Origin of the sequence: Bartonella sp. CB10SXKL, assembly GCF_042195515.1 — a bacterium.
Taxonomy (GTDB): Bacteria; Pseudomonadota; Alphaproteobacteria; order Rhizobiales; family Rhizobiaceae; genus Bartonella.
On record NZ_JBHION010000129.1, the window covers coordinates 1 to 578 of the forward strand.

A 578-nucleotide genomic window follows, 5' to 3' on the forward strand; every position below is an offset into this window, starting at 1 on the left:
GACTGAGCAATAGGCAAAGCAAAAGGATAAGGAGAGGCACCGGCAAAAATACTGGCCTCAAAACCATCAGGATAACCTGCCTCTGTTAAAAGTTGCTTTGCTTTTGGGAGATCCAGTTTAAAGGGTTGTCCTTCTTTTTCATCCAAAGCCCCAAGATTACCAAGAGGAATAAAACTTGCACGTGGAATACCAACATCTTTGAGAAGAGTCTTACCGAGTCCTTCATAGTCAATAAGATAGCGCATCGCTAAACGTACTTTTTCATTGGCAAAAATAGGGTTCGTCGTATTAAACCCCCATATGATCATGGAGGGCGCCAACACTTTTTCAACTTTAATATCCGTTGTTGCTTGAAGATCTGCCAAATCCTCTGGCATCAGATTACGTGCAACATCGATATCGTGTTTTTGCAACAATAAACGTTGTGTTCCAGGTTCCGCAACATGGCGAATTAAAATCTTCTTCAATTTAGGCGCCTCCCCCCAATAATTGGAGCTTGCACGCAACAAAATCCCTTCTCCAGGACGCCAACTCTCTAGCTGATAAGGACCAACACAAGCAGAATGACTTGCCAAATA

General features: G+C 42.9%; 1 protein-coding gene. It reads right to left on the reverse strand.

Translation table 11 applies throughout. From position 1 onward, the window contains the following. A partial coding sequence (locus ACFIK3_RS09820) for an ABC transporter substrate-binding protein (protein WP_375676647.1) occupies positions 1-578 on the reverse strand: 578 nt, incomplete at both ends.